This is a genomic window from Kitasatospora sp. NPDC098652, assembly GCF_044760155.1.
Classification (GTDB): domain Bacteria; phylum Actinomycetota; class Actinomycetes; order Streptomycetales; family Streptomycetaceae; genus Kitasatospora.
Genome location: NZ_JBIWAQ010000068.1, coordinates 1 through 1,151, shown reverse-complemented (window position 1 = coordinate 1,151; position 1,151 = coordinate 1). Strand labels below are relative to the sequence as shown.

1 protein-coding gene is annotated in these 1,151 nt (G+C 75.1%); it reads right to left on the bottom strand.

Annotation, left to right across the window (positions count from 1 at the left end):
* Window positions 1-1,148 (bottom strand): N-acetylglucosamine-6-phosphate deacetylase (nagA, locus tag ACIQWA_RS40950; protein ID WP_402492294.1); only part of this gene is annotated, 1,148 nt, incomplete at its 3' end.
* Window positions 1,149-1,151 lie beyond the last annotated feature (3 nt).

The window sequence follows — 1,151 nt, the reverse complement described above, 5'->3', positions numbered from 1 at the left end:
GGGAAGCGGTCGCCGCCGACGGCCCAGCGGCCGCGGCGCATCACGGCGACCAGGTCGTAGCTGTCGGAGTCGAGCACGACCAGGTCGGCGAGCTTGCCGGTCTCCAGCGAGCCGATCGAGTCGGCGAGGCCGAGCAGGCGGGCCGGGGTGGCGCTGAGCGACTCGACGGTCTGGGCGAGGGTCAGGCCGTTGACCGTCACCGAGCGCTTGAAGGCCACGTCCAGGGTGAGGGTGGAGCCGGCGATCGCGCCGCCCTCGACCAGCCGGGCGACGCCGTTCTCGACGCGGACCTGGAGGGGGCCGAGGGGGTAGAGGCCGTCGCCCATGCCGGCGGCGCCCATGGCGTCGGTGATCAGGGCGACCCGGCTGGGGCCGGCGGTGCGGTAGGCGAGGTCGAGGACGGAGGGGTGGAGGTGGACGCCGTCGTTGATGAGTTCGACGGTGACGCGTTCGTCCTCCAGGAGGGCGACGATGGGGCCGGGGGCGCGGTGGGCGATGCCGGGCATGGCGTTGAAGAGGTGGGTGGCGACGGTGGCGCCGGCCTCGATGGCTTCGAGGGTGGTGGCGTAGTCGGAGTCGGTGTGGCCGACGGCGGCGATGACGCCGAGGTCGGCGAGCATGCGCACCGAGTCGAGGCCGCCGGGGAGTTCGGGGGCGAGGGTGACCATCCTGGCGTGGCCGCGGGCGGCGTCGACGAGTTTGCGCACCAGGGCGGGGTCGGGGTTGCGCAGCAGGTCGGGGCGGTGGGCGCCGCAGCGGTTGTGGGAGATGAAGGGGCCCTCGAAGTGGACGCCGGCGAGGGTGCCGTCCTCGGCGAGTTCGGAGAGGACGGCGGCCTGGCGGGCGACCTCGTCGATCTCGCCGGTGACGGTGGAGGCGACGGTGGTGGTGGTGCCGTGGTGGAGGTGGGTGCGGGCGGCGTGCAGGGCCTCCTCGGCGATGCCGGAGGCGTAGGAGGCGCCGCCGCCGCCGTGGACGTGGAGGTCCACGAAGCCGGGGACGACGGTGTGGCCGGTCAGGTCGAGGTCGCCGGGCTCGGCCTTCCCACCGCTCGCGCCGTCGGTGAGGGCGGCGATCCGGTCGCCCTCGACGGCCAGCCGGCCGCCCTCGACGACACCGCCGGGCAGCACCAGCCGGGCGCCGGACAGGGC